We start from the raw sequence: 689 nt of genomic DNA on the forward strand, positions 1-689 counted from the left end.
GCTGACGGCCCAATGCCGCAGACGCGTGAGCACATCCTGTTGTCACGTCAGGTAGGTGTACCTTACATCGTTGTGTTCCTGAACAAAGCGGACATGGTTGACGATGCTGAGTTGTTGGAATTGGTTGAAATGGAAGTTCGTGAGCTTCTTGATCAGTACGACTTCCCAGGTGACGACACTCCAATCGTTATTGGTTCTGCGTTGATGGCGTTGAATGGTCAAGACGATAACGAAATGGGAACGACAGCGGTTCGTAAATTGGTTGAGACTCTGGATGAATACATCCCTGAGCCTGAGCGTGCAGTTGATCGTCCATTCTTGATGCCAATCGAGGACGTTTTCTCTATTTCTGGTCGTGGTACGGTTGTAACAGGTCGTATTGAGCGCGGGATTTTGAAAGTTGGCGACGAGATTGAAATCGTTGGTGTTCGTGACACGACTAAGACTACCTGTACAGGTGTAGAAATGTTCCGTAAGCTGCTTGACGAAGGTCGTGCAGGTGAGAACGTTGGTGCGCTGTTGCGTGGTACTAAGCGTGACGACGTAGAGCGTGGTCAAGTATTGTGTAAGCCAGGTTCAATCAAGCCGCACACTCAGTTTGAAGGCGAAGTGTACGTATTGAGCAAAGAAGAGGGTGGTCGTCACACTCCATTCTTTAAAGGTTACCGTCCACAGTTCTACTTCCGTAC

1 protein-coding gene is annotated in these 689 nt (G+C 49.1%); it reads left to right on the top strand.

The annotated features are described in order from the left end of the window. The coding region (locus DN062_RS18415) for an EF-Tu/IF-2/RF-3 family GTPase (RefSeq protein WP_239995862.1) at positions 1-689 on the top strand (689 nt) is incomplete at both ends.

It is taken from the genome of Nitrincola tibetensis (genome assembly GCF_003284585.1).
GTDB classification, from domain to species: domain Bacteria; phylum Pseudomonadota; class Gammaproteobacteria; order Pseudomonadales; family Balneatricaceae; genus Nitrincola; species Nitrincola tibetensis.